Genomic DNA, 22,987 nt, shown 5'->3' with positions numbered 1-22,987 from the left:
CGGAGCGTCGGCGCTGTTCCCGGGTGAGTTTCGCCGCTGACCGAGAGGTCATGTACCCTTGCCGGGTTGCTGACGCAACGACCCTCCTGCCACGGACCGTCCGTGGCCGTTTCCCAGTCCACAGGAGGTGATTGGTCCGTGCGTCATTACGAAGTAATGGTCATCCTCGACCCCAGCCTGGACGAGCGCATCGTCGGTCCGTCGCTGGACAATCTGCTCAGCGTCGTTCGCACCGATGGTGGCAAGATCGACAAGGTCGATATCTGGGGCCGCCGCAGGCTCGCCTACGAGATCGCCAAGCATGCCGAGGGCATCTACGCTGTGGTCGACCTGACGGCCGAGCCCGCGACCGTGAGCGAGCTCGATCGCCAGCTCGGTCTCAACGAATCGGTGCTGCGCACCAAGGTTCTGCGCCACGACAAGTAGTCCGGCACCCGCGTTCGCGTCGGAGCCTGTGCCTAGGCTCTAGCGCGACAGCCGGACGCGGACTGCATACCGAGCAGGAGGAACCACATGGCAGGCGACACGGTCATCACCGTCATCGGAAATCTGACGGCCGACCCGGAGCTTCGATTCACGCCGGCGGGGCAGGCGGTGGCGAATTTCACCGTCGCGTCGACCCCTAGGGTGTTCGACCGTAATGCGAACGAGTGGCGAGACGGCGAAGCACTGTTCATGCGTTGCAATATCTGGCGCGACGCTGCGGAAAATGTTGCCGAAAGCCTGACAAGAGGTTCCCGCGTCATCGTGAGCGGACGACTCAAGCAGCGCTCCTACGAAACCCGCGAGGGAGAGAAGCGCACGGTCGTCGAGCTCGAGGTCGACGAAATCGGTCCCTCGCTGCGTTACGCCACCGCGAAGGTCAACAAGACCAGCCGCGGCGGTGGAGGCGGCGGCTTCGGGTCCGGTGGCGGGGGCGGTTACGCCTCCTCCGGCAGTGGTGGCGGACGTTCCGGCGGTGCAGAGGACGACCCATGGGGCAGCGCGCCCGCGGCAGGCTCCCTCGGGAGCGGCGGCCGCATGGATGACGAACCGCCGTTCTGAGAACGGCCTCAACGGCCCACTCGATCCGGGCCATCGGATGATTACGGAGTAAAGACCATGCCTAAAGCGCCCGCGCGCGAAAAGGTGCTCAAGAAGAAGGCCTGCTCGTTCTGCAAAGAGAGCAAGACCGGAACTGTCACAATCGACTACAAGGACACGGCGTTGCTGCGCAAGTACGTCAGCGACCGCGGCAAGATCCGTGCCCGCCGGGTCACCGGAAACTGCGTGCAGCACCAGCGCGATATCGCGATCGCGGTCAAGAACTCGCGTGAGGTCGCGCTGCTGCCCTACGTGTCGACGGCTCGCTGAGAAAGGGAGGCACGCACATGAAGCTGATTCTGACCGCTGATGTGGACAACCTCGGCGCCCCCGGCGACACCGTGGAGGTCAAGGACGGCTACGGCCGTAACTACCTGCTGCCGCGCGGCTTGGCGATCGTGGCCAGCCGGGGCGCCCAGAAGCAGGTCGAGGGCATCCGCAGGGCGCAGGACGCCCGTCGGGTTCGCGACCTGGACCACGCCAACGAACTCAAGCAGGCCATCGAGGGCCTCGAGTCGGTCTCACTGACCGTGAAGACCGCGGGCACCGGCAAACTGTTCGGCTCGGTGACCCAGTCGGACGTGGCCGCTGCCATCAAGACCGCGGGTGGCCCCGTGGTGGACAAGCGCAGCATCGAACTACCGAAGGCGCACATCAAGACGACCGGCAAGCATGTGGTCGTGGTGCATCTGCATCCGGATGTGGCGGCCAAGTTCGATCTGACCGTCACCGCCGCCTGATTCGGGAACTGCCTGATTCGGATATCGCGGCGGAGGCCACCTCTCCAGTACCACACACTGAGGTGGCCTCCGCCGCGTGATTCTGCCCTGACCGCTTAATAGCTAATTATTTGCCATACGCCCAGACGTATCATTCCGGGCAATCTCGACGTCGCAAACCAGCACATGGGAACTTCGATACCTCCCCTTGTGGATTACTACCGGAATCAACTGTCCGAAATGTGCTCGAAGTCATGTTCGTGACAAGTCCCGTTAACCCGACACTCCCGGTTGCGCAACTGAGGCAACACGCCGAAGCTTGATTAATCCACACGCGGAAAAACACATAAGCCCATATCTATCTGTGTGTTTGATCGCAGTGGCCCACTTTCTCCCCAAGTTATCCACAAGGGGTGCACACGACTGGGTGAACTCTCCCCCAAGTTATCCACAGTTGTGTACACAGTGCGGTTTGGTAGGGGGCTTTCGGGTCGCCTAGGTTCATCACATCGCCGTACACACACCGTTGCCCGCAACGATGGGAAGCGGTGCGGGAGCGATAGCTGAAACCCTGGTCAGCCTAGGTAACCAAGATGTCGGCGCCGGGGAGTAGAACGAGTCGACAGGGTGCAACCCAGCCGGGGGTAGAGAGGACGGTCGAGTCTGGTGACAACCACCGGTGACCGCGGGCATACGGAATTCCCGCCCGAACCCCCAGGCGAAGACTTCGGCCGTCAGCCACCACACGATATGGCTGCCGAGCAGTCTGTGCTCGGCGGCATGCTGCTGAGCAAAGACGCCATCGCCGATGTGGTCGAGGTGGTTCGCCCCGGCGATTTCTACCGGCCCGCCCATCAAGCCATCTACGACACCATTCTCGATCTCTACGGCCGTGGGGAGCCCGCCGATCCAGTGACCGTCGCCGCCGGGCTGGATCGTCGCGGCGAGCTCAAACGCATCGGTGGCGCACCGTATCTGGTCACCCTCACCCAGACCGTGCCGACAGCGGCCAACGCGGGCTACTACGCCGAGATCGTCGCGGAGAAGGCTATTCTGCGCCGCCTGGTCGAGGCGGGTACCCGCATCGTCCAGTACGGCTACGCCGGTGCCGACGGTCAGGACGTCGCCGAGGTCGTCGACCGCGCCCAAGCCGAGGTCTACGAGGTCACCGAACGCCGGACCAGCGAGGATTTCCTCCCGCTAGAGGAACTGCTCCAGCCGACGATGGACGAGATCGACTCCATCGCCAGCCGCGGCGGTATCTCACTCGGCGTCCCCACCGGGTTCAGCGAACTCGACGAAGTCACCAATGGCCTCCATCCGGGCCAGATGATCATCGTCGCCGCGCGACCCGGTGTCGGCAAAGCCCTGGCCCTCGATACTCCGTTGCCTACCCCGACCGGCTGGACGACCATGGGCGAGGTCGCCGTCGGCGATGAGCTACTCGGCCGCGACGGCCGCCCCACTCTGGTTCTCGCGGCTACCGATGTGCTGACCGGCCGACCCTGCTACGAGGTGGAGTTCTCCGACGGCACAGTCATCGTGGCGGACGAACAGCACCAGTGGCTCACCACCGCGGGTACCGAGGGGCCACATACTTCGGTGCGGACCACCGGCGATATCGCGCACAGCGTCCGGACGGTGGACGGCGCACCGAATCACACAGTCCCCCAGACCGCGTATGCCGAGCCGCGCCGCATTGTCGATGTTCGCAAGATCGACACCCGCCCGGTCCGCTGTGTCGAGGTCGCGGGCGAAGACCACCTCTATCTCGCCGGTCGCTCCAAAATACCGACGCACAACTCCACGCTCGGCATGGACTTCATGCGCAGCTGCTCGGTCAAACACGGTCTCGCCAGCGTCATCTTCTCCTTGGAGATGAGCCGCACCGAGATCGTCATGCGACTGCTGTCGGCGGAGGCGAAGATCAAGCTCGGCGATATGCGGTCCGGGCGGATGAGCGACGACGACTGGACCAAACTGGCGCGGCGAATGAGCGAGATCAGCGAAGCGCCGCTATTCGTGGACGATTCACCGAACCTGACCATGATGGAGATCCGGGCCAAGGCCCGGCGGCTCAAGCAGCGGCACGATCTGCGGCTCGTCGTTGTCGACTACCTTCAGCTGATGACCTCGGGCAAGAAGGTCGAATCCCGCCAACAGGAAGTCTCGGACTTCTCCAGGAACCTGAAGCTGCTGGCCAAAGAACTCGAAGTTCCCGTGGTCGCGATCAGCCAGCTCAACCGTGGTCCGGAACAACGGACCGATAAACGCCCCATGGTCTCTGACCTGCGCGAATCAGGTTGCCTCCCCGCATCGACTCGCATTCTGCGCGCCGACACCGGCGCCGAGACCACTCTCGGTGAACTACTCACCAGTGGCGAGCAGCCGCTGGTGTGGTCGCTGGACGAGCGGATGCGGATGGTCGCCCGGCCCATGGTGAAGGTCTTCTCCAGCGGACGCAAGGAGGTCTTCCGGCTCCGGCTCGCCTCCGGGCGCGAGGTCGAAGCAACAGGCAACCACCCATTCCTGACCGTCGACGGCTGGATTCCCTTGGCGAAGCTGGCAGCCGGCGACCGGCTCGCCATCCCGCGCCACGTCCCCGAGCCCGTGCACACCACTCGGATACCGGACGCCGAGGTGATTCTCCTGGCGCACATGATCGGCGACGGCTCTTGTGTCAAACGTCAGCCGATCCGCTATGCGAGCGTCGACGAGGAAAACCTCACGGTAGTCACACAGGCCGCTACCCACTTCGGTGTGACGGCGGTACGTGATGACTACGCCGCCGCGCGTGCGACTACATTGCGCTTGCGCGCACCGGGGCACCTTACCCACGGTAAGCGCAACCCCATTGCCGCATGGCTCGACGAACTGGGCCTGTTCGGCTTGCGCAGCCACGAGAAGTTCGTTCCCCCGAGTATCTTCACACTCCCCAACGATCAGATCGCCCTGTTCCTGCGGCATCTCTGGGCCACGGACGGCTCGGTGCGCTGGGATGCGAAAGGACGCCAGGCAAAGATCTACTACGCGTCGACCAGCCGCCGTCTGGTCGACGATGTAGTCCAACTGCTGCTTCGCGTAGGCGTGCACGGCCGAATCGAGAAGGTACCCAAGACCGGCTACCGCGACTGCTGGCATCTCACTGTCGACGGCTCGGAGAACCAGATCATCTTCCTGCGCGATATCGGCGTCCACGGCGCGCGTGGACGGTCGGCGCAGGAGGCTCTCGCCGAGTTGGAACCGATGACACGCAATACGAACGTCGATACGGTTCCGCGCGAAATCTGGTCGAAGGTTCGTACCCTCCTCGCCACGAAGAACATGACGCACCGCGAATTCTCGGCGGCGATGGGCTCCCGTTTCTGCGGATCCACAATGTGGAAGCACTCGCCGAGCCGGTCCCGCCTCGCCCGCGTAGCAGCAGTGCTGGACGACGCGGAGATCCAGATGTTCGCGACCAACGACGTGTTCTGGGACAAGATCATCGACATCACTCCGCTCGGTGAGCAAGATGTATTCGATGGCACCGTGCCAGGAACACATAATTTCGTGGCCCAAGGCATTTCGGTACACAATTCGCTGGAACAGGATGCGGATATGGTCATCCTGTTACACCGGCCCGACGCGTTCGAACGTGACGACCCTCGCGGTGGCGAGGCCGACCTGATTCTCGGCAAGCACCGCAACGGCCCCACCGCCACGATCACCGTCGCCCACCAGTTGCATCTGTCGCGCTTCGTGGACATGGCGCGCGGCTGAGTGGTTGCCGCTCGCGGTGTAGGTTCCCAGATCCGATTGAGGTTCCCCCGCTAATCAGGAGAGCGGATTATTTGTTTCCCGCGGGAACCTGGTGATGGTAGCTGGCTTCGTATTCGTCGGGTGATCGCCAGCCGAGCTTCTTCTGGATCCGCTGGGTGTTGTACCAGCCGTCGATGTAAGCGAACAGGGCGTTCTCGGCCTGATCCCGGGTCCGCCACGTGTGTCGGTAAACCAGCTCGGTCTTCAGTGTAGAGAAGAAGTTCTCCATCAGCGCGTTATCGTAGCTGATCACCGCCGGGCCTGGCCGAGCTCCGAGGCGAAATACGCACTCGCAGAGCGCAATATGTCGTTGACACGCTCCAACTCCGCAGCCCCCTTCAGTGCCCGGTTCTCGGCCAGCATATCGGTCGTCGGCCGATCATCGCGTTCGCCGGCATCGGCCTCGGCTCGACGCATCCACAGCCGTGGATGCCCGGCATCGATCCCGTGATCGGGGGCGTGCCCACCCGCCCGCGCTCGTGCATCAGCACGCGCGGCAGCAATGGCCGCCAACGCTTTCGGCGTATCAGCAGCCAGAACGGTCACCAGCCGCGACACCATCGGATCCGACGCCACCAGACCGAACACACCCGGTTCTGCCCGCAGCAACGCCAGGTCCGAAACACAGTCACCGCCGACCGCGAGCGACACAGCCAGATCACACACGATCTTTCCCGAATCGTGTGTGGCCATCGGTTTGCGCCACGGCGCCAGCACCCTCGACAAACCCTCCACCAAACCGACCCGCTGCGCGGTGCGCAGCAACAACACCGCCCCAGCCTGCGACACGACCCCGGACCCGTCACCGCCGGCGACCAACACCGGATACGGCGAGATAGACTTCCGCACCAGAAGGGTGCTCCTCACTTGCGATGATTTTTCCCTCAGCAAGAAGAATTATCGCAAGTCGGAGCACCCTTCGTCGTCCTCAACACACGCTGTCACCAATTTCGGTGCATCCCCGAGGCTAACCAGAGAACGCACCTCCGAACGTGGACATCGCTGCAAAGGCAGTCTTCGGCGCGTCTCGTACACCGTCTTCATGGACGTACCCCGCGCGCGAGACCTGCTGGGTTACCGCCCCCGGTGAGCGTTGGCCGCCGTCGAACTCGCCCACCACATCGGATCGCCGGGCCCATTGTCAGGTAGCCGCTAGCGCACCTGCGATGGGCCCGGTGTGAGGCGCGGGTCGTCTCGACTTATGTTGAGCTCTGCGCCCATCGGGTAGTCGGGATCGGTGCCGCGAGCAATCGCGGCGACCTCAGATCCGGCGGGCTCCGCGAGAAGCAGCGGTGGTCGGGCCTGGCGAGGCGGGATTCACCGGTGCCTTGAGGAACTGGTTGGGCAGTGACAGTCGGATGATTTTGATCCACGCCGAGGCGACCTGCTTGGGCAGCGGTCCGGTCGTGTAGGTCAGGCCGTAGCGTTCGAACACGTCCTGCACCTTTGGCGCGATCTCGTGATAGCGGTTGCTGGGCAGATCCGGGAACAGGTGGTGTTCGATCTGATGGGACAGGTTCCCCGTCATGAAGTGCATGAAGGGGCTTCCCGAGATGTTGGCGGAGCCCAGCATCTGGCGCAGGTACCACTGGCCACGGGTTTCACCGTCGATTGAATCAGTGGCGAAGGTCTGCACACCCTCGGGAAAATGGCCGCACATGATGACCGAATGGGTCCACAGATTGCGGACCAGGTTGGCGGTCAGGTTGGCGGTGAACGTGGTCGGCGCTGAGGGACCCGACAGCATCGGGTGCAGCACGTAGTCGCGGGTGGCGTGGCGGAAGATCTTGCCGAGCACCTTCTTGCTGCGGCGCAGGAAGTCCTTCCTGTCCACGCGACCTTTCAGATACTTGCCGATTTCGAGGTCGTAGAACGCGATTCCGTATTGGAAAAAGCAGGCGTCGAGGGTGTTCGACAGAGGCTGTACGAGATACAGGGGTTTCCAGGGCTGCTGTTCGTCGACCCGCATGATCCCGTAGCCCAGGTCGTTGTCTTTGCCGCGGACGTTGGTGTAGGTGTGGTGCAACTCGTTGTGGGAGTGCTTCCACATGTCCGCCGGTGAAACGTTGTCCCACTCCCACGTGGTGGAGTGGATGGCGGGGTCGCGCATCCAGTCCCATTGACCGTGCATCACGTTGTGCCCGATCTCCATGTTCTCGATGATCTTCGAGATCGACAGGCCGATCGTTCCGGCGACCCATGCCGGCGGGAACAGCGAGCACAACAGGATTGCGCGGCTGGCGAGCTCGAGTTTGCGCTGGGCGTCGATGACGCTACGGATGTAGGCGGCGTCCGCCTCACCTCGGCTGGCGATGACCTCATCACGGATGGCGTTGAGTTCGGCGCCGAGGTTGTCGATGTCGGCCGCGCTGAGGTGAGCTGTTGGGTCGGCGGGCGCGTCGTGTGTTGCGGTGGTGCCGACGGGTTCGTCGTGCAGAGCGGTCATGGTCGGTAGTCCTTTCGGGAAGTGCTTTACAGGTCGATGTCGCAGGGCCCCGCGGCGGCGGAGATGCAGGTTTGGACGACCACACCGTCTCCTTCGGAGGCGGTGGTGACTTCTCCGGTTCGCAGGTCACGCACTGCTCCTCGTCGCAGCGGGGCAACGCAGCCGAAGCAGATGCCCATGCGACATCCGGAGGGCATCAGGACCCCGGCGGATTCGCCGGCATCGAGGAGGCTTTGAGCGCCGTCGTTGTCGACCGTGGTTCCGGTCGTGGTGAAGGTGACTGCGCCGCCCTCACCGATGCCGGTCAGCGCCGCCCGAAACCGTTCGGTGTGCAGGCGATCAGCGATACCCTCTGCTGTCCAATGTGTTTCCACGGCATCCAGCAGCCCGGCGGGACCGCACGCCCAGGTGTGGCGTTCGGCAATATCGCCGACCAGGTTTCCGAGGGTGCCGATTTCGAGCAGACCGTCGACGTCGGTGAGGATCTCGACGAGCCGGATTCGATTCTGGTTGGCGAGCATACGTAGTTCGGCGCCGAAGATCACGTCGCTGGCGGTGAGGGCGCAGTGGACGACGACGACGTCGGACCACGCGCCCGTCGGCATGTTGCGCAGCATCCCCATCACGGGGGTAATGCCGCTGCCGGCGGTGAGGAACAGGACCTTGCCCGGTGCGGGGTCGCCCAGGACGAAATCGCCGGCCGCTTGGTCCAATTGCAACAGGGTCCCCGGGCTGGCCCGCCGCACCAGGAAGTTGCTCACGATCCCGTCGGGAATCGCTTTAACGGTGATGGTGATGCAGCCGTCTGCCCGGTCGGTGGTCGAGGTCAACGAGTACGCACGCCACCGGCGCACGCCGTCGACGTCGACGCCGATGCGGACATACTGACCTGGGATGTGCGTGCGCCATCCTCGGCCGGGTTTGATGACGACGGTGACGGCATCAGGGGTTTCCGGCTCGATGCCGACGATTCGCCCGCGCAGGCGGGCGCCGGAGCGCAGCGGGTCGATCACGTCGAGATAGTCGGCGGGCGCCAGTGGCGTCGTGAGCCGTTCGGCGAACCTCAGCACCCACCCCCGCAGGGTCACGGTTTCAACAATGGGAGCAGTTGTGGTCATACCTCCAGTCTGGACAGTCATCTGAGATAAACTCTTGGCCGTCCAGGGTGGATTTTGAACCTGCGTTTGTTCGAAGGGAACAAATGTCGAAACCGGCGGGTCAATTGTCCGCATTGGCGCTCGCCCCGGGAGTGGTCGCGGCACTGGAAGCCGTGTTGCCCCGGATGGCGGAGCGCACCGTGGCTGCGGTCATCGCTGAGGTGCCTTCCTACACAACCACTTTCAGTGGCCAGACGGGTCGCAACGTGGAGAGGGCGGTCCAGTCCGCACTGCAGGCGTTCCTGCGCCTGGCAACCCGCGCCGAAGATTCCGACCCCGCACCGCCGCTGTCGGCTGCCATCGACGGTGCTTACGATCTCGGTCGTGGCGAGGCCCGCAACGGGCACACGATCGATGCGCTCTTGTCGGCATATCGGGTTGGTGCCCGGGTGGCCTGGCGCGAACTGTCAGAGACCGCAGTGAATGCCGGGCTGAGCGGAGCGACGATTGCCCGATTCGCTGAGCTGGTGTTCGCCTTCATCGACGAATTGTCGGCGTCCAGCGTCTCCGGACACGCCGACGAGTTGGCCACCGTAGGGCGGGCCAGACAGCGATATCTGGACCTACTGACCGCGCAACTCCTTGCCGGCGAGCCCGCCGAAGTGCTACTCGCCAGCGCCGAGGCAGCGAACTGGGCTGTCCCAGCCACTCTTACCGCGGTGCTGCTGCCCGCCGTCCAATCCCGTGGTATTGCAACGCAGCTGAGCGCCGAAGTACTGCAGGCCACCGACGCGCTGCCGGGCTTGGACCCCTCGGAGTCGTGGGCGGTGATGTTGGTCCCCGACATGGACGGCGCGCGTCGCCCCCTGCTGCTCTCCACATTCGCCGGCCGTGCGGCCGTGCTTGGACCCGCACGGCCGTGGCTATCGGCGCGGTCGTCCTACCGACGAGCTGTGCGAGGCCGTCACCTCGGCACCGGCGCCGAGGTCCTCGACACCGACGACCATCTCGTCGAGATCGTGCTCGGGGCTGACCCCGAAGCAGCCGAGGACCTGCGTCGCCGTGCCCTCGCGCCACTGTCGGAGTTACGGCCAGCCACGGCGGATCGGCTCGCCGAGACATTGCGTTCCTGGTTGCTGAATCGGGGTCATCGAGCCGCCGTCGCCGCCGACCTCTTCGTGCACACCCAAACAGTGCGCTACCGGATGACACAGTTGCGCGAACTGTACGGCGACCGGCTCGACGATCCGCAGACGATCTTGGAACTGACTGTGGCGCTGGGCCTCACGCCCTCGCGGAGCCTCCCCATCACTTCAGGTCAAGACTGACCGTGTGGGGCGCCCGAGCCGTCAGATGTTGGCGCCCAGACCGGTGAATCCAGTACTCACCGGGCACGACGATCACGAGGTGTTTCTTGCTGCCGCCCGGTCGGCGAGTGACGAGTTCGAGTGTGGTGGAAGGGGCCGCGGACTGCCGGGGCCCAACGCGTCGAGCATAAGGCTCAGGTAGCGCCGTCGGCGTCGCTGCTGGAGCTTCACGAGGATCCGATAGAGTGCTCGTCCCCAGGGAGGGTGACCGGTTGGCCTCGTTGCCGATGGCCCCATAGGCGTCGTGAACTACGGTGAGCATGGGCATACCTTCTCAACCAGCGCGCCAACGCCGCTGCGGGGACTTCCGTGCCCACGTCGGCAGGACAGCCAAGAAGAACCGCTGCCAGACAACAGAATTGACGAGGATGGCCAACGGCTGGAGTCCGCAACGGCTATCACCAGCCGCGTGAGGCGCTGACTGCGCCTGGGGCCGTCGAGGTCTAGGCACCGCGGGTTAACGACCGCCGTGCGGACCCTGGGCGTAGCAACAAATTACTCGACGGCGCACGATCCGAAGAGGGTTACCACGGAAGCCGTCACGTGACGATACGGCGGCACTGGTTCTCTTTCGAAGGTCCGGACTACCCGGGGACCACTGCATCGGCGCCCGGCGGATACTCACGGGTCGGCTGAAGAAATGCCGCGATGGTCATCGCTACACCGTTAACTTGACAGTCCCGGATTCGGGACCACCGAGAGTCACGGTCGCGCAGCGGCCTCAGCACCGTTGAGTTAGTCACCGTCATCGGACGGTGGCATGGAGCGATCGGCGTTTCCGCACCAGCAGACGCCCCGCGAATCACCGATGATCAGGTCTCCACTCTGATGAATGTTCTTATCGAGACAACAGGATCGATTCAGGAGTAGATCCTACTCAAGCTCCAGGGATCTGTGACAACAGTGGCCAGTCCCCGATAGCGCGATCACCTGGTGGCAGAGTCCAGGTTGTTTCGCCCGTTTTCAGTTGATCCGACCGGGGTGGTGTGGGTACAGGCCGTAGCGTACTCGGTCGGTGTCCGGTATCCGAACCGTCATCGGTGCATCCGCGTCGATCACCGACACCGATGAGGACCCGAGGCGTTTGCGTCGGTGATGCGCGCGAACCTGCAGGCCCTCCTGACGTATCCGTGATGTGGTCCACCCGGACCGAACCATAGAAGTCAGCACCTGCCTCAACCTCCGCTGTGAGCGGCAAGGTAGTAACGCCTGCCGCCTCGACGACGACGTTCCTGGTGACATACGGCCCGTCGGGGCCGGTCCGGGCACTTCGTCGGTGCTGGAATCTTCGTTGGTGACGGAATGGGGACAAGGGCATGACGCTTCGCGAGTTCTTTGCGCGGCATCGCATGGCGGCGGCTGTTGTGGCACCGGCAACGCTGGGCGTAGCAGCGCTGGTCGCAGGCTCTTTAGCGCTGTCATCGGCACCACGCACCGACGATACGCAGCTCACCTCGTCGGTTACCGAGTGCCGCGATATGGTGACCATCTCGGTGGCAGGCCGCGGCGATACACCTGTCGAGGGGACCACGAAGCTACTCGTCGGGGCCGATGGGGCGGCATTACCCGCCGCGCTGGCCGGCGACCACAACAGCGAATGGGTCGATCCGGTGGTCAACGCACCGGCCGCTGCCGTCGATCCCGGCTCCTACGCCGCGATCTATATCGCTTATCCGGCGAACCTGGCCACCTACGAAGACGCGGTCAACACCGGTGTGGCGAATACCGAGCAGGTGATGCGCGAAATCTCGGCGGCATGTCCCGATACCAAGTTCTCGATTGTCGGATACAGCGAAGGCGCTGATGTCGTGCGCCGCGTCGCGACGAATATCGGGCACCAGGACTCCGGCCCTGATGGTGGATACGGGATCGTCGACCCCGCCGATGTCGTCGGTGTCGTCATCCTCGCCGATACGGGGCGTTCGGCGGGGGAGGGGCCGTTCCCCGGTGCGCAGAATCCGTTCGGCAATCCGGACGGCTTCGACCAGAAATATCAGAACGGCACCAACCCGGTGTCCGGCCAGGGTGCCCTGCCCGACACCAGCGGTGACTTCGGCGCGCTGAACGGCAAGATCGCATCTTTCTGCTCCGATGGTGATCTCACCTGCGCGGCGCCGGAGAACATCTCCCTATTGCAGTTGACGGTCAATGTGGGCAGGCAATTGAACGCCGACGCACTCGAACGCGACGGGTTGACCCCGGCGACCGGGCAGGATGTCGCCGTCGTTCTCGGCAGGATCGCCATGGCGGCATTCGCGGATATCCGGTCGCAGCCGAACTGGATGCAGAGCGATGAGACCTTTCTCGAAGTGCTGTTACGCGTATCGGATCCGGCCTACCAGCCGGGAGAAGCGCCGAAACAGCCGGTAGCGGCGGAATCGATCTCGACCGATGAGATGTCGCCGCTGGCCTATCTGCCGAAGAAGGTGTTCAACGAGGTCATCGGTCTCATCGTGACGAACCAGAACACGATCCCCGTGATCATGAGCGATCCCTACCAGCTCACACTCGGGCCGAACGCGACCGGCCATCACTTCGACTATTGGCGGGACGCCGATCCGGAGAACGACAAACCGCTGTCCTCCGCCGAGTACGCCGCCGCCTGGCTCACCCACTTGGCGCAGCAAGCCCAAGCAGGCGAGCCGGTCGACACCACCGCCAAACCGGAAGCGGCGGACCTGGCTGCCGTGTACCAAGCGGTGGCGTCCTCCTCCGCGGCACGGACCAGCACACCGACCGAGACCTCTAGCACGACACCCGAGAGCACCAGCACTACGTCTACCAAGACCACCGGCACTACACCCACCAAGTCCACAAGCAGTACACCTACCGAGACCACCGGTGCCGAGCCGACGAAAACCTCCGGTACTACGCCGACGAAAACCGAGGCAGGCGCCAGCAGGACCACCCCGGCGCCGACGACTTCGGTACCGCCGTCTGCATCCGGGAGCACAACAGTCCCATCGAAGGTGACCACCTCACCGGCTTCATCCTCGGTTACCTCCACCACTGAGCCCAGTGCATCCGGCACCACCGGCGCAGCCGCTGCTGCCACCGCATCCGCTCCACCGGCTACCACCACAGCATCCGCGACGCCTACCACGGGCACGAGCACACAGACAGTCCCCGACTGATCCGTTGGCTCCGGCCTCGGCAGCGCTATGGCGTCTTATCGGGCCGAGGCCACAACGCTAGTGCCACGTCAGGGCAGACTCCGAATGACCCGGCACGGGTTACCCGCGGCGAAGACTCCAGGTGGCAGTTCCCTCGTAACCACGCTTCCCGCCCCGACCACAGTGTTCGCGCCGATCGTCACCCCAGGGCAGACAATCACACCGCCGCCGAGCCACACGTTGTCGCCGATGGTGATCGGCGCGGCGGTCTCCCAGCGCTGCCGCCGCAGTTCGTGGTCGTCCATCGGATGCAACGCGGTCAGCAATTGGGCGCGCGGCCCGATGGACACGTCATCGCCGATGACAACCGGGGCACAGTCGAGCACGATGGCGTCGTAATTCAGGAAACTATTGCGGCCCACACTGATCAGATAACCGTAGTCGCACTGGAAACGCGGCATGATCCAGGAACCCTCGCCGAGGGTGCCGAGCAACCGTTCGAGGATCTCGCGGCGTTGTGCGTCCTGGCCCGCACGCGTCTCGTTGAAGCGATCCAGTAACTCCTGACAGGAACGGCGTTCGGCGACCAGTTCCGGATCACTGTCCCGATAGGGTTCCCCGCGCAACATCCGTTCCTTATGCGTACTCATGCCGACGATAGTGCCCGAACCACGACAATCCGCTGTTGCCCTGGACCGGAGAATCCGCTCGAATCGGCAGGGGGATGGACGATCTCAGCAGTTCCGGATCAGGCGAGCGCTGCGCGCAGCGTGGCCGCCAGCACATCGACGCGGTGGCGCTGAAGGTCGGTGAATTCTTCCGGGTGGTGGATTTCCACGCTCAACCTGTCGGCGAAGGTGCTGATGATGCAGGTACCGTCGCCTGGTTGCTTGGGTCTGCGGCCGGTCGGATCCGGTTTCGCGAGCATGGTGGAGTGAAAGTCCTCGATGCGCAGTCCATCCTGCGCGGAGAGCGCCGGGATGGTGCCCCAGTTGGTCGCCACGACCACTCCGGGCAGCGCGGGCGGCGGTGCGGCCGCTACCTCGGGGATGTGCAGCGGGGTGCGCTGCACGATGCCAGCGGTCACACCGGCGTGCAGGGCCGCGCTGATGCCGCGGGCCAGTTCCACCAACGGCATAGCCGCCTCTGGCGATAGGTAGTTGGCGAAGCCGAGGACGTTCGTGCCCTCGGTGGCGGCGATCTCGGGGCTCACTCTGGTCCGCAGGTCGACGGAGTACAGGTAGAGCAGTTCGGTCAGTGGAAGTTCACGAATCTCGGCCTCGGTGTGCAATAGCGCCGCCGACACCAGACCGTGCATCGTGACGGCTTCCCGATGCCCGAGTTCGACCAGTGCCGCGGTCTCGTCCTCGGTGAGCCTGCATCGAGTCGTACGCAACTCCGGATACTCGCCACGCGACTGCTGGACCGGCGGCGGAGCCGGAGACTCGGCGGTGGGCGGGGAGCCGGGCAGACTCATCTTCTCGATACCCCTGGCCAGAAGCAGCTGCTCTACCGGCATGGGGAAGGTGTGCACCGGAAGCTCCGGGGTACGGCCGTCGACTACGTCCCGATACGCGGTCCAGAGCGCGGTGACGACAGCGAAGGCGTGCGCGGCATCCGCAACGCTGTGATGGATCAGCAATGTGACGCAGGCGGTCGCACCGTCGCGTATCACGCATAGTGCGCACACACCCGCGCGTTGATCCGATTTCGCACCGGTGAGCGGGAATTCGGGATCCGCGTCGGTAATGAAGATCTCCGGGGTGGTATCCGAGACGGTGAACATGTACTCGCCCGCTTCGGACACGTCGATACGGGCTCGCAGAACTGGATGCGCGCGGGCGACTGCCGCGAAAGCGGTCGTCAAAGCCACCGGATCGAGATAACCCGATACCCGCACCGAATAACCGATGAAGACCTCACCTACGGCGAACATGACTTCGCTCGGAGCAAGTCGCCGGACCATGTCGACCACGATCATGCCTTCCCTTCGCTCGGGACGAGACTAGCTCGAACGTTGTTGTGCCCACAGCACATTCCCGGAAATAGAACGAATAGCACGCAGGCATACGCGGTGGCAGTCGCCTGCACCGGATCGGAGTTCACCCCGAGCAGGGTCCGTCATCCACTCCCCGGAAAAACTAGAACGTGTTACTGTCAAATGATGATGCGGAGCACGTGCGCGGCATCCACGGGCAGTTACTGGGCATACCAGTGCTTGCGCCGGTATCGACCTGCGGCATGTCTCCACAACCAGGCGACAATAATGTAACTAGTTCTAGAACATCTGCGCCGCGCTGTTCGCGGTGGAGCAGTGAGGGAGACCAGCACGCCATGCGTACCGAAATCTGCGAACGACTCGGGATCGAATTCCCCATCTTCGCTTTCACCCACTGCCGTGATGTGGCGGCCGCGGTCAGCAACGCCGGCGGGCTCGGCGTCCTCGGCGCGGTCGGCTTCACCGCCGAGCAGCTCGAGGTGGAACTGGCCTGGCTCGATGAGCATGTGCACGGCGGCTACGGTGTCGACCTGGTTATTCCCTCCAAGTACGAGGGCAAGGGAATCGAAGGCCTGACTCCGGAACAGCTGGAAGCCGAACTGGCCGAATTGGTTCCACAAGGGCATCGCGACTTCGCCGAGAAGATCCTCGCCGACCACGGTGTGCCGAAGCTGCCCGAAGAAGAGCATCACAACCAATTGCTCGGCTGGACCGCCACCACCGCGGGCCCCCAGGTGGAGGTGATTCTGCGGCATCCGAAGGCAAAGCTGGTCGCCAATGCGCTCGGCACCCCGCCCGCGGATGTGATCAAGCAGGTCCAGGACTCCGGCAGACTGATCGGCGCACTGTGCGGTTCGGTCAAGCACGCGCTCAACCACAAGCAGGCCGGCCTGGATTTCGTGGTCTGCCAGGGCACCGAGGGTGGCGGACACTGCGGTGAGGTCTCCTCGCTGGTGCTGTGGCCGCAGGTGATCGACGCGGTTGGCGAGCTACCGGTACTGGCCGCGGGCGGTATCGGCAATGGTCGCCAGGTAGCCGCCGCCATGGCGATGGGCGCCGCGGGCGCATGGACCGGCTCGGTGTGGCTGACCGTGGAGGAGGCCAACGTTCCGCCCGAGCAGATGGAGACCTACATTCAGGCCACCAGCCACGACACCGTACGTTCGCGTGCATGGACCGGCAAACCCGCCCGGATGCTGCGCAATGATTGGACCGACGCGTGGGAGCAGGCCGATGCCCCGGATCCGCTGCCGATGCCGCTGCAGATGATGGTCGCCTTGGACGGCGTGAAACGCGGCCACCGTTACCCGGAGGCCGCCAAGGAGGTCAACTTCAACCCGGTCGGCCAGATCGTCGGCATGATGAACCGGGTGGAGCGCTCTGCCGAAGTGGTGAACCGACTGATCGAGGAATATGTCGAGGCGTGCGAACGGCTCAACAAGATCAACGGCGGGCTCTGAGCCGCGGGCGCGAGTACACGTCGAGATCTGGGTGAGTGGCCACGCGATACCGTCACGGCCACTCACCCCGCCGGGACAACGCGCCTATGCTGTCGCGGCGCAGGGTTCGCCGACACGCTCTCCTACCCCGCCGACCAGCTCCGTGAACCGGGTGATGACCCGCTGGTGGTAGGCGTCGAACAGATTCTCGAATAGATCCAGCTGCGCCTCGGTCGGCCCGGCCCCTGAGTCCCATACCGCGGCGAGTGCTCGCCAGAGCAACGCGTGCAGGCCGGGTGCGCTGGGGAAGAACGCAGCGACCGCCTCTGGTACCTCTAGTACCATCTCGCCGATCGAGTTCAGCATCGCGCGTTGCATCGGGAGACCGAGCGCGGTCAGCATCCTGCGCACCAGCATGATCTCGATGTGCAGGATCTGCCGCAGATCAGGAACAGCTTGCCCGGCTGCCAGCTCCAGTTCGCCGATACCGGCCTTCAGCTCGGCCGGAGGAGCGATCGGTGGCGCGCTACTGGTGTACCTGAGCAGCGCGTGGAGCACGAGGGTGCGTTCGACCTCGACAATGTCGCGGAACATCTCGATCGCGGTGTCCGGCATCGGAATCGAGAACCGGAACAACCGACGGTATACATCGACACCACCGGTCTCCCACACATCCCGGATCGCGAATCCTTTGCCTCGCTCGGCTTCGACGAAGCCATACGATTCCAGTCTGCCGAGCACCAACTGCGCGGTAGCGCGATTCATCTCGAACTCTTCCGCGACCTGACGTACCGACGGCACGAGCTTCCCCGGCTGATAGTCCCCGGCGGTAATCCGGCGCGCCAGTTCGTCGGCGACATCGGCAACCACTGTCCGGGGTTCCATCGAAATAACCTTTCGACCGCTTTCACATACGTCCGAGACAGACTAAGCCTTACTATGCGGTAGTGCATTCGGTAAAATCGCAGGTCATAGCACTGAGAATGCCCCGATTACAAGGTACTTCACCACATGCTCGGCGCTGGATGCCGGCAGACCACCTTCGTAGGAAACGATCAGTACGACAGCCACTCCCGCCGATACGGCGCGATCAGTGCGGTGATCTCGTCATAACCGGCCGCGCCGGGATGGGCACCGTCACCCTCGCACACCTCGGCGGTCCACAGCACGTTGTCGCACAAAGGTTGGTGCACACGCAGGTACGGTACGTCCGAAGCCGCACAGATTCGCGTGAACCGCTCGTCGAGCGCGGCGGTACGCGCATTGTGCTCGGCATCCGCGATCGGCGGGGCGAGCATCAGTACCGACCAGTCACGCTCAGCGGCCTGCGCAAGCATACTGTCCAGATTCGCCGACGACTCAGCGAGTCGCACACGGGGGCCGCCGTTATCGTGCATGGTGTCGATCACCCCGGAAGTATTCTGCTATCGGCCCGATCCGATACCGGTGAGCCGTTCGGACATCGCCCACAGGCGCTGCGCCAGTTCGGTATCAACCGCTTGTTTGTTCTTCGGCTGCTCCGGTTTCACCAAGTGGAAGTACTGGCCGTTGCTCGCCGCTCCGTCGGTAAGGGTGACCAAGTGCACCAGCGACTCGGCGCCCTTATCGGGTCCGATGAAAAACGGGCGCGCCAGCGGAGAACGGATGAGCCAGCGCAGGGCAGGCGGAAAGTTCTCGTAGATATTGGTGGCGACCGAGCCGGGATGGAAGGCCACGGCGGTCAGACCCGTGCCCTCGGTGCGGCGAGCGAGTTCCCTGGTGAACAGAACGGTCGCCAGCTTCGACACGCTGTAGGCACTGAACTGACTGTACGTTCCTGTTGCCGCGTTGACCTCGTCCAAGTCCAGCTTGCCCCTCCGATACATCATGCTCCCGGTGTTGACCACCCTGGCCTGCGACTGTGTCAGACGCTCGAGCAGCAGGTTGGTGAGCAAGAACGGTGCCAGATGGTTGACCTGGAAAGTCAGCTCATTGCCGTCCTCGGTGACAGTGCGGTCGGACCAGGTACCGCCCGCGTTATTGGCCAGGATATCGATCCGCTGATAGCGGTCGAGCAACTGACCGGCCAGCTTGCGCACATCATCGAGCCGGGCGAAATCCGCGACGAACGACTCGGCACCCACCTCCGAGGCGACCTTCGCCGTGCGCTCGGGCGATCGGCCGACCACCGCGACCGTGGCCCCACGGGTGGCGAACCGCTGTGCAGCCGCAGCGCCGATTCCCGAACTGGAACCGGTCACCACCACTGTTTTCCCGGACAGATCCCTACCATCGGACATCTGATCTCGCGCTGCCATCTTCCGCCTCCAGAACCTCGGCCAACTTGCCCGATTGTTATCGGATCCAACACGTTCGGCAAGCAGAGAAATATTCACGACGGGTTCGGCGGCCTCGGCGACCGATGGTCACACCGCATGATCTGGCACACAACGCGTGCCGGAACAGCGTAGCGGCCGACGCCGCAGCAGCGTGTCGGTGTGTATCGTCCACGCTGGGTACCAGCATAGAAGCTCCCATCGATCCGAAAGTATCTGAAATCCATGCGAGTCGACGGGCGGGAAATCCCAGTCACGGGCAGCCTGCTACAACCGCTTATCCGGCGGACAAGTGATATCGTCCGAGTCGTTTTCGCGTCACTGTGGGTAGCCGTTGTCATCGCGGCGTCGCTGATCACCCGCCCGGAATGGCTGGCCCTGGAACGCTCGGTCTCCAATATCGTCGGTTTCCTCAATCCCGAGCAATCGAACCTGGTGTATCTGGTTTACGGCATGGCGATCCTGGTGCTGCCGTTCGCGATCTTGATCGAGCTGATCATCGGCAGGCAATGGAAGTTGCTCGCCGGCTACGCCGCCGCGGGTGTGCTCGCCGGCCTGCTGCTTTCCATCACCGGCACCGGCCTGTCCGCGCCGAAATGGCATCTGCAAGTGCCGGACCGATTGGACACCTTCCTGTCCCAGTTCCTGGATGACCCGCGCTGGATCGCGATGATCGCCGCCATGCTCACTGTCTCCAGCCCATGGTTGCCCACCCGGCCCCGCCGCTGGCTGTGGGTGTTACTGCTCGCGTTCGCGCCGATGCACCTGGTGGTCAGCACGGTGGTGCCCGCGCGAGCGATGTTCGGCCTCGCAGTCGGCTGGCTGGTCGGCGCGGTGATCGTACTTGTGGTGGGAACGCCAGCACTCGAGGTTCCGCTGGATGCCGCCGTCCGTCTGCTCGCCAGACGCGGCCATACCGTCACCGGGTTCACCGTGATGCATCCAGCCGGTCGCGGGCCGCTGGTGCTCGCCGCCGCTACCGAAGGGCCGGAACGCGAGCTCGTCGTCGAGATGTTCGGCAAGAACCAGCGCTCCTTCGGCGCGCTGCGTCAGCTGTGGCGCTGGCTCACCTTCCGCAGCAGCGAAACCGCGGCCATCCACGGTTCCATGCACCGTATGGTCGAGCATCGGGCGCTGATGGCGATCGCAGTCGGCGACCTCGGGCTCGCCAGCTGCAGCCCGGTCGCGGTGGCCGGGCTCTCCCGCGGCTGGGTGCTGCTCACCAACACCCGACAGCGGGGCGCACCGATCACCGAACAATCCGTCGAGGCACTGCCCGGCGTGTGGCAGGCACTCAGCACCTTGCACCAGCAACAGATCTCGCACGGCGACCTGCGACCGGCCGATATTCGCATCGATGACGGCACAACCAGGTTCGGCGGCTTCGGCAGCGCCGAATTCGGGGCCTCGGACACACAGCTACAGTCCGATATCGCCCAGCTGCTCGTGACAACCACCGCGGCGTTCGGTAAGGAGCAGGCCGTCCGCGCGGCTATCGATGCGCTGGGGGAAACACGGGTGCTCGCGGCAGCGGGACGATTGACCAAGTCCGCTATACCCGCTGGGATCCGCAAGTCGGTTCCTGAGTGGAAGACCGCATTGTCCGAGGCACGCGAGGAGCTGCGGGAACAGACCGGGAAGGATCGGATCGAGGCCGAACAGATCACCCGATTCTCCCGCAACCAGATCATTCAACTGGCACTGCTGATCGGACTCGTGTACGTCGCCTATCCATTCATCAGCGCGGTTCCGACCTTCTTCACTCAGTTGAAAACGGCGAACTGGTGGTGGGCGCTGCTCGGGCTCGCGATCTCGGCGCTGACCTATATCGGCGCGGCGGCGTCGCTGTGGGCATGCGCGTTCGGTGCGGTGCGCCTCGGGAATCTACTGATCATGCAGGTCGCCAACACCTTCGCCGCGACCACCACCCCCGCAGGTGTCGGCGGGCTCGCGCTGAGCGTGCGTTTTCTGCAGAAAGCGGGTATCGGCGCGGTGCGCGCAACCGCGGCCGTGGCACTGCAACAGTCGGTGCAGGTGATCACGCATATCGGCCTGCTGCTCATATTCAGTATCGTGGCGGGCACTTCTATGGATCTCTCGCATTTCGTCCCCGACGTCACGGTGCTGTATCTGCTCGCCGGTGTCGGGGTCGGTATCGTCGGTGCCTTCATGTTCGTGCCGAAACTGCGGCGCTGGCTGAACAATGCCGTCCGGCCGCAACTGCAGGAAGTCCTCGGTGAACTCGCCAGACTCGCCCGCGATCCACGGCGGTTCTCGGTGATCATCCTCGGCTGTGCCGCGATCACCCTCGGCCTCGCAGGCGCACTGTGGGCCAGTGTCGCGGCGTTCGGCGGCAGCACCACCTTTGTCACCGTCACCATTGTGACCATGATCGGCGGCACTTTGGCCGCGGCCGCTCCGACCCCAGGTGGCGTCGGAGCGGTCGAGGCCGCGCTGATCGGCGGTCTGGCCGCCTTCGGCCTGCCCGCGACCATCGCGGTGCCTTCTGTGCTGTTGTACCGCGTACTCACCTGCTGGCTTCCGGTGTTCTGCGGCTGGGCCGCCATGCGCTGGCTGACCGCGAAGAATCTGATCTAGAGTCCGGCCGACCCGGCCGCGCGGGCGGTAACGGCCTCGTAATCGTGTGCGGCGATGACTTCGATACCGTCGGGCAGCGCGTGTAAGCGATGAATGGTGGTGAATGCGGCGTCCCGGTCGGCATCGAACAGTTGGCCCGGCATCTGCGCCTTCTCCCGCAGCAGATCGATCTGCAATTTGCTCCAGACGGCATCACCGGCGAGCAGCACCCGGCTGCCGTCGTCCACCGCGAGCAATACGCCCACGCTGCCCGGTGTATGGCCGGCGAGATCGACCAACACCACCGACCCGTCACCGAACAGATCTTTGCTACGGGGGAAGGTGAGTACCGGCGGCCCATCGAGCTCGAAACGGTCGAAGGTACGACCTCGAAGCGGCCCACGCACCACACTGACCGGGGCATGTGATCCGCTCATCGCCCAGTCGTATTCGACCGCGGGCAAGCGGACCTCGACCGAGGAAGGCAATTCCAGCAGGCCCGAGACATGATCCCAGTGCAGATGCGTTGGCACCACGAAATCGATATCGCCGACCGCGATATCGTGCGCGGCCAGCGCATCGGACAGCCCGAGCACCGGCTTGTCCGGCGCGACCAGCGTGGGGATCGGGAACGGCAGTTCGGGCAGCACACGCTCGTGCACGCCCGCGCACAGGGCTGGATCGATCAGGAACCGCGCCTTGGGATGTTCCACCAGGAACGCCCCCATCGACATCGGTATCTTCCGCAGGCTACGCACACCCTCGGCCACGATGGGGGCCGCGGCCGACATGGTGCTCTGCGTCAGTACCGTGAGCCGGACCTCGGTACTCGCCGTCGGCAGCGGACGCACCTCGAGGCGCTCCAGCAGAGCGTGGTCGGGGCGACGCGGCCAGAGGAACCGGCCAGGCACCGCCGCCAGCGCGACGCAACAGCGCAGCACAGTGGGCAGAGTCGGAGTGCGCTCGGAACGGGTGTCGGCACCGCTGTCCGGTTCGTTCACGGATACCACAGTAAGCGATCACCACCTCCG

General features: G+C 64.2%; 18 protein-coding genes and 1 pseudogene. 9 read left to right on the top strand and 10 right to left on the bottom strand.

Translation table 11 applies throughout. The features are described 5' to 3' along the window. Positions 1–138 precede the first annotated feature (138 nt). The 5 genes from rpsF (at position 139) to ACL02S_RS23040 (ending at position 5,564) form a co-directional block, all read left to right on the top strand. On the top strand, positions 139–426 hold the full coding sequence (gene rpsF, locus ACL02S_RS23060; protein WP_412804585.1) for a 30S ribosomal protein S6: 288 nt from the start codon (positions 139–141) through the stop codon (positions 424–426). An 87-nt stretch (positions 427–513) separates the two neighbouring features. Further along, positions 514–1,044: a single-stranded DNA-binding protein gene (locus ACL02S_RS23055; RefSeq protein ID WP_412804584.1), complete on the top strand. Its 531-nt coding sequence runs from the start codon at positions 514–516 to the stop codon at positions 1,042–1,044. Between the two features lie 57 nt (positions 1,045–1,101). Further along, positions 1,102–1,353, top strand: a complete 252-nt coding sequence (gene rpsR / locus ACL02S_RS23050) for a 30S ribosomal protein S18 (protein WP_412804583.1) — start codon at positions 1,102–1,104, stop codon at positions 1,351–1,353. A 17-nt stretch (positions 1,354–1,370) separates the two neighbouring features. Continuing rightward, the gene (gene rplI, locus ACL02S_RS23045) at positions 1,371–1,823 is read left to right on the top strand and encodes a 50S ribosomal protein L9 (RefSeq protein WP_412804582.1); all 453 of its coding nucleotides are present in this window, start codon (positions 1,371–1,373) and stop codon (positions 1,821–1,823) included. Positions 1,824–2,468: 645 nt separating this feature from the next. Then, complete coding sequence (locus ACL02S_RS23040; protein WP_412804581.1) at positions 2,469–5,564, top strand: replicative DNA helicase; 3,096 nt, start codon at positions 2,469–2,471, stop codon at positions 5,562–5,564. Between the two features lie 67 nt (positions 5,565–5,631). On the opposite strand, the gene ACL02S_RS23035 is transcribed toward ACL02S_RS23040, so the two are convergent. From ACL02S_RS23035 to ACL02S_RS23020, 4 genes and pseudogenes are all read right to left on the bottom strand, one after another. Next, positions 5,632–5,856 carry an IS3 family transposase gene (locus ACL02S_RS23035; protein ID WP_412804580.1) on the bottom strand — a complete coding sequence of 75 codons (225 nt, stop codon included), beginning with the start codon at positions 5,854–5,856 and terminating at the stop codon, positions 5,632–5,634. Between the two features lie 173 nt (positions 5,857–6,029). Beyond that, positions 6,030–6,452: pseudogene (locus tag ACL02S_RS23030) on the bottom strand (transposase); the annotation flags it as partial. 412 nt (positions 6,453–6,864) lie between these two features. Then, on the bottom strand, positions 6,865–8,049 hold the full coding sequence (locus ACL02S_RS23025) for a fatty acid desaturase family protein (protein ID WP_412804579.1): 1,185 nt from the start codon (positions 8,047–8,049) through the stop codon (positions 6,865–6,867). 26 nt (positions 8,050–8,075) lie between these two features. Further along, a complete protein-coding gene (locus ACL02S_RS23020; protein WP_412804578.1) occupies positions 8,076–9,167 on the bottom strand; it encodes a ferredoxin reductase in 1,092 nt (363 codons plus the stop codon). Positions 9,168–9,250: 83 nt separating this feature from the next. On the opposite strand from ACL02S_RS23020, the gene ACL02S_RS23015 reads away from it, so the two are divergent. Together ACL02S_RS23015 and ACL02S_RS23010 are read left to right on the top strand one after the other, a co-directional pair. After that, complete coding sequence (locus ACL02S_RS23015; protein ID WP_412804577.1) at positions 9,251–10,474, top strand: PucR family transcriptional regulator; 1,224 nt, start codon at positions 9,251–9,253, stop codon at positions 10,472–10,474. A 1,355-nt stretch (positions 10,475–11,829) separates the two neighbouring features. After that, complete coding sequence (locus ACL02S_RS23010; protein ID WP_412804576.1) at positions 11,830–13,647, top strand: cutinase family protein; 1,818 nt, start codon at positions 11,830–11,832, stop codon at positions 13,645–13,647. Between the two features lie 68 nt (positions 13,648–13,715). Here the strand turns inward: ACL02S_RS23010 and ACL02S_RS23005 are convergent, their stop codons facing one another. Both ACL02S_RS23005 and ACL02S_RS23000 read right to left on the bottom strand, forming a co-directional pair. Next, positions 13,716–14,276 (bottom strand): sugar O-acetyltransferase, encoded by a 561-nt coding sequence (locus tag ACL02S_RS23005; RefSeq protein WP_412804575.1) that lies wholly within the window; start codon positions 14,274–14,276, stop codon positions 13,716–13,718. Positions 14,277–14,374: 98 nt separating this feature from the next. Continuing rightward, positions 14,375–15,607, bottom strand: a complete 1,233-nt coding sequence (locus ACL02S_RS23000) for a phthiocerol/phthiodiolone dimycocerosyl transferase family protein (protein ID WP_412804574.1) — start codon at positions 15,605–15,607, stop codon at positions 14,375–14,377. A 353-nt stretch (positions 15,608–15,960) separates the two neighbouring features. Between ACL02S_RS23000 and ACL02S_RS22995 the strand changes: the two genes are divergently transcribed. Beyond that, on the top strand, positions 15,961–17,085 hold the full coding sequence (locus ACL02S_RS22995) for an NAD(P)H-dependent flavin oxidoreductase (RefSeq protein WP_412804573.1): 1,125 nt from the start codon (positions 15,961–15,963) through the stop codon (positions 17,083–17,085). A gap of 84 nt (positions 17,086–17,169) precedes the next feature. On the opposite strand, the gene ACL02S_RS22990 is transcribed toward ACL02S_RS22995, so the two are convergent. The 3 genes from ACL02S_RS22990 to ACL02S_RS22980 form a co-directional block, all read right to left on the bottom strand. Then, positions 17,170–17,949, bottom strand: a complete 780-nt coding sequence (locus ACL02S_RS22990; protein WP_412804572.1) for a GntR family transcriptional regulator — start codon at positions 17,947–17,949, stop codon at positions 17,170–17,172. A 170-nt stretch (positions 17,950–18,119) separates the two neighbouring features. Next, the gene (locus ACL02S_RS22985) at positions 18,120–18,473 is read right to left on the bottom strand and encodes a GDSL-type esterase/lipase family protein (protein ID WP_412804571.1); all 354 of its coding nucleotides are present in this window, start codon (positions 18,471–18,473) and stop codon (positions 18,120–18,122) included. 15 nt (positions 18,474–18,488) lie between these two features. Then, positions 18,489–19,361: an SDR family NAD(P)-dependent oxidoreductase gene (locus ACL02S_RS22980; protein ID WP_412804570.1), complete on the bottom strand. Its 873-nt coding sequence runs from the start codon at positions 19,359–19,361 to the stop codon at positions 18,489–18,491. 243 nt (positions 19,362–19,604) lie between these two features. Here ACL02S_RS22980 and ACL02S_RS22975 point away from each other — a divergent pair, with 243 nt between their 5' ends. Then, positions 19,605–21,977 (top strand): flippase-like domain-containing protein, encoded by a 2,373-nt coding sequence (locus tag ACL02S_RS22975; RefSeq protein ID WP_412804569.1) that lies wholly within the window; start codon positions 19,605–19,607, stop codon positions 21,975–21,977. Here the strand turns inward: ACL02S_RS22975 and ACL02S_RS22970 are convergent. After that, on the bottom strand, positions 21,974–22,957 hold the full coding sequence (locus tag ACL02S_RS22970) for an MBL fold metallo-hydrolase (protein WP_412804568.1): 984 nt from the start codon (positions 22,955–22,957) through the stop codon (positions 21,974–21,976). The two genes, ACL02S_RS22975 and ACL02S_RS22970, sit on opposite strands and share 4 nt — an antisense overlap. Between the last annotated feature and the right edge of the window lie 30 nt (positions 22,958–22,987).

It is taken from the genome of Nocardia spongicola (assembly GCF_047200775.1).
GTDB lineage: Bacteria > Actinomycetota > Actinomycetes > Mycobacteriales > Mycobacteriaceae > Nocardia.
The sequence above is the reverse complement of the archived record's forward strand: the minus strand, read 5'-3'. Positions and strand labels throughout refer to the sequence as shown.